Below are 5286 nucleotides of genomic sequence, written 5' to 3' on the forward strand. Positions count from 1 at the left end.
GAAAGATAAAAGAAGAGATAAAAATACCTATATTTGCCAGTTTTATGGCCGGTAGATTGGTAAAAGAAGCGATTGGAGAATTAAAAAAATACGGAATCCCCAATTACGAAACCGGAGAAAGATGTGCTAAAGTAATTCAGAAAATTGCATCTTATGCTTTGAAAAATTAAAAGATTTTTAAAATAACAAATAATCTTACAAAGATTTTTGACTTAAAAAGCTTTTTTAAATATAATAAAACCAGAAAATCTTGCTAAAGAAGGAGATGATGCATGATTTAAATTAGTGATTTAGTTTCAAATTAAAGTTTCAAAAAGAGGAGGTAGGAAAAAATGTTGCGTAGGCGTTTTAGTTTATGTTTTGTTGTGAATATTTTAATCATTATTTTGGTAAGTTTAATATTTAGTTTTACGGTTTTAGCGGAAAAGCTACCCGAAAAAATAGTAATTGGCTGTCTTGAGCCTCTTACCGGTGCACATGCAATTTTCGGTGGTGAAGCAAAAATTGGTATGGAGTTTGCTCTTCAGCATATCAATGAAGCTGGTGGGATTCAATCATTAGGGGGAATTCCTCTGGAGTTAGTGGCTGAAGATGTGGGTGAAAATGCAATGAGTGCTCGTCTGGCAGCTGAGAGTCTGATAAGCAAACACCATCCGGTAGCTGTTTTAGGTCTATACATTAGTCGATTAACTACGGCAGCGTCGGAGATTACTGAAAGGGAAAAAGTAATTCTAGTAGCCGATGCTTTGGTAGATAATGTAACAGAAATGGGGCGTCAGTATCTATTTAGACCAGCTCCCAAAGCGAGCATGCAGGGCAGATCTGCTGTTGAATTTGTTTTAGAAGCAGCTGAAAAATCCGGGGTCTCTGTAGAAAAAATTGCTATCCTGAATGAAGATTCTTCTTTTGGAAGAAGCAATGCGATAGGTGCAGTACAAGCGGCCTTAGATAACGGGCTTACTATTGTCTATCAAAAGGAATATCCTTATGATATTACCGATGCTTCATCTATTGTTCATGGAATTGCTGCAGCTAAAGCAGATTTTGTGATTACCTGTCCATATTTTATGGATGGGATTATATTTGCTAAAGCTTTTAAAGAATTAAATAAAATTCCAAAATTTATTGCTGGTATGGGTGCATGTGGATTTACAGATCCCGAATCTATAGAAGCGTTAGGTGAAACATCCGAACATTATAGCAATACTTATAGTTACAATCCAGCCAAGGATACACCACAAAATCGCAAATTTGTTGAAGAGTATACTGCTAAAGTTGGACACATACCTACCGAAGCTGCCGGGATGAATTATTACGCAATGTGGATCTTAAAAGAGGCGCTTGAGCTTTCCGGGAAACTTTTCCCTGACGACCCGCTTAATTCAGACAATTTACGAAAAGCATTTTTAGAACTTGACTTAACTTCCGGTCCTGCAGTTGAAACTTTCCCGGTAAATCATATTGCTTTCGACGGAAAGGGAGATAACCCTTATGCCAGAGCCACGATTATGCAGGTTATTAAAGGTGAGCCCAAAGTTGTATGGCCCTTTGATGAAGCTGAAGCTGAGTTTGTTTTCCCCAGGTTAGATGCTACCTATTAAATTTCATTGGTTATCGGGGCTCAAACTGTTTTTTGGTAGGATATAAAAGCACTAAAGTGGTATTTACTGTAAATTATAACTAAACTTTAGAAACTTTTGCCTGGCGAAGTTTAAAATATCTCAAATATTCAGCCAGGCAAAAGTTTATATCAGATTGGGTAAATATAAAGGCAAAGAAAGGAATTAAATATAGAATATGGAAACAATTATTCAAAGTCTTTTTGACGGAGCATTAATGGGTTGCATATATGCCCTGATTGCCTTGGGATTGTCGCTTATATTTGGGGTAATGAATGTAGTAAACTTTGCACATGGAAATTTTGTAATGCTTTCTATGTACTTTTCTTTTTGGGCTGGTTCATTATGGGGAATTGATGCAGTCTTAACTCCGCTAATTACTTTTCCTCTATTATTTGTATTTGGAATGTTAGTCTATTATGGAATAATTGATCGAACACTAAAAGAACACTATACTATACAAATAGCTGTAACAGTTGGTTTAATGACTTTTTTAGGTGCCATTACTCAATTAGCATGGAAGGCACGGCCTCGTGCGCTTCCTTATTCTTTTATTCAAGGAAGTATCCAATTCGGAGGCTATACTATTGCTCTTTCACGCTTAATCTCAGCTGCAATAAGTCTAATTATTATTATAAGCATATCTTTTTTCTTGAGTAAGACTTGGCCGGGATGGACACTAAGGGCAACTTCTGACGATTCTGATGCAGCTTCTCTTATGGGAGTTGATTTTCGAAAGACTTATGCCCTTGCCTTTGGATTGGGCTCAAGTCTAACCGCCATATCAGGTGGTTTATTAATGACCTTTCAACAAGTAGATCCAACCATGGGGTTACGCTTTGGATTGCTTAGCTGGTGCATTCTTGCACTTGCTGGGTTAGGTTCGATACCTGGATTACTGATTTCCGGTTTAATTATAGGAATAGGTGAATCACTGGCTATGTCTTTTTGGGACCCCAGGGCTAGATCTTTGGTAATATATCTTATATTTATTCTAGTTCTTTGGTTACGACCTAGAGGCCTTTTTGGGAGGAAGTAATGAATTGTAAAAAAAATCAAAATTTAGAGAATTTATTATTATTATTATTTTTAGTTATTGCTTTATTTGTACCTTTAATATTTGGTTCAAGCCAATATAATATACTTTTAGTTACTACCGTACTAATTTACGGGCTAATGGCTACCTCTTGGAATATTATTGGTGGTCTAGCCGGTCAGCTTGATTTAGCCTCTTTTGCTTATCTGGGATTAGGCGCTTTCACCTCTGGCACTTTACTTATCCGCTTTAATTTTACTCCCTGGATTGGAATGATTATGGGAGGTTTGGTAGCAGTTGCGTTTGCCTTATTAATTGGGTTTCCTTTGTTTCGATTCCGGATAAGAGAAGTATGGTATGCTTTAACTACCTGCGCTCTGGTTGAGGTACTTAAAGTAGTCTTTAATATGTGGAAAGAAGTAGGCGGGCCAGTAGAAAGATACCTGCCTTATTTTAGTGGTTCGCTCTACCATATGCGCTTTAGTTCCTATGTCCCTTATTATTATCTAATATTGGGTATGTTGGTAATAGCTTTACTGGTTAATTCCCGAATCGCTCGCTCGAAGCTGGGCTTTTATCTTAAAGCTTTGGGAGAGGACGAGGATGCAGCGGAGGTACTGGGAGTTAATACCCGAGCCTGTAAATTGAGAGCACTGGTCTACTATGCCTTTCTAATCGGGGTTACCGGTGCAATTTATGCAAATATCTATGGTTACATTCATCCCAGTTTTTTTAATGGGCAGGAAAGTATTAAGATTGCGATATTGGGAATTGTAGGAGGCAGAGGCATTACTTATGGCCCTCTTTTAGCTGCCTTGTTATTAGTTGGTTCCCAAGAATTTTTAAGAGCAAGTTTAGGTGGTGAAGTATCAGGTTTATACTTGGTAATTTACTCAGTCATTTTAATCTTGGTAGTTCTTTTTAAACCCAGCGGAATTGCTACTTTCTTTCAATATAGAAATAAAAAGCCGGCAAAGCAGGAGGTGAAGAAAAAAAGTGTTGTCTGAACAAATTCTTAAAACTTCTAAACTTACCAAGCGCTTTGGCAGTCTTATTGCAGTCAATCAGGTTGACTTGGAGATTAACAAGGAGGAAATTATTGGACTTATCGGACCAAATGGCGCTGGAAAGACTACTTTTTTTAATTTAATAACAGGATTGGAAGATCCGGATGAAGGTCAGGTTATTTTCAAAGGAACCAATATTACCACCCTGTCTCCCCATGCAATTTGTAAATTAGGAATGTCTCGTACTTTTCAAGTTGCTAAATCTTTTACCGAAATGTCTGTCGAAGACGCGATAAGAGTGGGTGCTTATAATAGGCGAGGAGAAAAAGAAGTGCAAAACAAAGTGGATTGGGCTCTTGAATTCTTTGAGCTGGAAGATATCCGGGATTATAAGTGCAGTGATTTAGGGTTGTCCTCTTTACGCAAAGTAGAAGTAGCAAGGGCAGCTGCTACTGAGCCAGAGCTTTTACTTCTTGATGAGGTAGGAGCAGGACTTACTGCTACCGAACTCTTAAAGCTTATGTCAGAACTCAAAAGGCTTAATGAAGAAACTAAAATTACCTTATGTGTAGTTGAACATGTAATGCAAATGGTTATGGGCCTTTGTGAGCGAATCTTCGTCCTGGATGCCGGTGAACTTATTGCCAAAGGTATTCCAAGCGAAATAAGTAATAATCAGCGGGTTATTGAAGCCTACCTGGGGAGGAGAAGTTATAGTGAACCAAGTTCTACAGGTTAAAGACTTAAGTTCCGGTTACGGTAAAGTCACTGTTTTGAGGGATATCAACTTCCAAATAGAAGAAAATGAAGTTGTGGCTGTCATTGGCTCAAATGGAGCAGGAAAGACTACACTTTTAAAAACAATTTCTAAGTTAATTTCCCCCTTTGCAGGAGAGATCGTTTTTGAAGGACAAAATATTACAAAATATCCGCCTCATTTAATTTCCCAGGCCGGGATTGCACATGTACCGGAAGGCGGAAAGCTTTTTATAAATATGACAGTTTATGAAAATCTTCTTATGGGGACGTATAGAAACAGGAAGAAAATAAAAGGAGATGTTTTAGAAGAAATTTACGAAATATTCCCTATACTTAAAAAACGAGAAAAGCAATTAGCGAAGACATTAAGTGGTGGTGAAAAGCAAATGCTTAGCATTGGCAGAAGCCTGGCAAGTCAGCCAAGATTTTTAATGCTTGATGAACCTTCTCAAGGTTTAGCTCCCAAATTAGTAGATGATATCTATCAAAAATTGTCTATTTTAAAGAAAAAAGGGATTACTATATTACTTATAGAACAAAATATAAATTATGCTTTACAATTTGCAGAAAGAGCTTATGTTCTGGAAAATGGTAAAATTGTTATGGAAGGAAATAGTAAAGAACTATTAAATAGTGAACATGTAAAGAAACATTATTTGGGAATTTAAATTATTAATTTTAAGAAAAGAGGCAGCAGTGCATCAGATTATTGAAAAAGCTAAAAAAGAAAAAAGGTCATTATTGGAGACAGAGGCAAAAGAATTGTTGAAGGAATATGGAATTCCTGTTCCTGATTTCAAATTAATAAAGAGTGAAGATGAAATTGTTGGTTTGGTCAAAGAAATGAATTTTCCTATAGTGATGA

General features: G+C 36.9%; 6 protein-coding genes. All 6 read left to right on the forward strand.

Going from position 1 to position 5286, the window contains the following annotated elements; genetic code table 11:
- The first annotated feature begins 332 nt into the window (after window positions 1-332).
- Window positions 333-1601 carry an ABC transporter substrate-binding protein gene (locus U9Q18_06025; protein MEA3313914.1) on the forward strand — a complete coding sequence of 423 codons (1269 nt, stop codon included), beginning with the start codon at window positions 333-335 and terminating at the stop codon, window positions 1599-1601.
- A 196-nt stretch (window positions 1602-1797) separates the two neighbouring features.
- Window positions 1798-2658 (forward strand): branched-chain amino acid ABC transporter permease, encoded by an 861-nt coding sequence (locus tag U9Q18_06030; GenBank protein ID MEA3313915.1) that lies wholly within the window; start codon window positions 1798-1800, stop codon window positions 2656-2658.
- Entirely contained in the window at window positions 2658-3662 is a 1005-nt protein-coding gene (locus U9Q18_06035) for a branched-chain amino acid ABC transporter permease (protein MEA3313916.1), read from the forward strand. The genes U9Q18_06030 and U9Q18_06035 overlap by 1 nt, the downstream gene beginning before the upstream one ends.
- Complete coding sequence (locus tag U9Q18_06040) at window positions 3652-4401, forward strand: ABC transporter ATP-binding protein (GenBank protein MEA3313917.1); 750 nt, start codon at window positions 3652-3654, stop codon at window positions 4399-4401. Before U9Q18_06035 ends, U9Q18_06040 begins: the two co-directional genes overlap by 11 nt.
- Window positions 4379-5089 (forward strand): ABC transporter ATP-binding protein, encoded by a 711-nt coding sequence (locus tag U9Q18_06045; protein ID MEA3313918.1) that lies wholly within the window; start codon window positions 4379-4381, stop codon window positions 5087-5089. The genes U9Q18_06040 and U9Q18_06045 overlap by 23 nt, the downstream gene beginning before the upstream one ends.
- 28 nt (window positions 5090-5117) lie before the next feature.
- Window positions 5118-5286, forward strand: a 169-nt coding sequence (locus tag U9Q18_06050; protein ID MEA3313919.1) for an acetate--CoA ligase family protein, incomplete at its 3' end; no start/stop codon positions are given.

The organism is Caldisericota bacterium, from assembly GCA_034717215.1.
Taxonomy (GTDB): Bacteria; Caldisericota; Caldisericia; order Caldisericales; family Caldisericaceae; genus UBA646.

Excerpts from the sequence above, each read along its gene's own strand:
- U9Q18_06030 (MEA3313915.1), top strand. The coding sequence starts at position 1,798 with ATGGAAACAATTATTCAAAGTCTTTTTGACGGAGCATTAATGGGTTGC.
- U9Q18_06035 (MEA3313916.1), top strand. The coding sequence starts at position 2,658 with ATGAATTGTAAAAAAAATCAAAATTTAGAGAATTTATTATTATTATTA.
- U9Q18_06025 (MEA3313914.1), top strand. The coding sequence starts at position 333 with ATGTTGCGTAGGCGTTTTAGTTTATGTTTTGTTGTGAATATTTTAATC.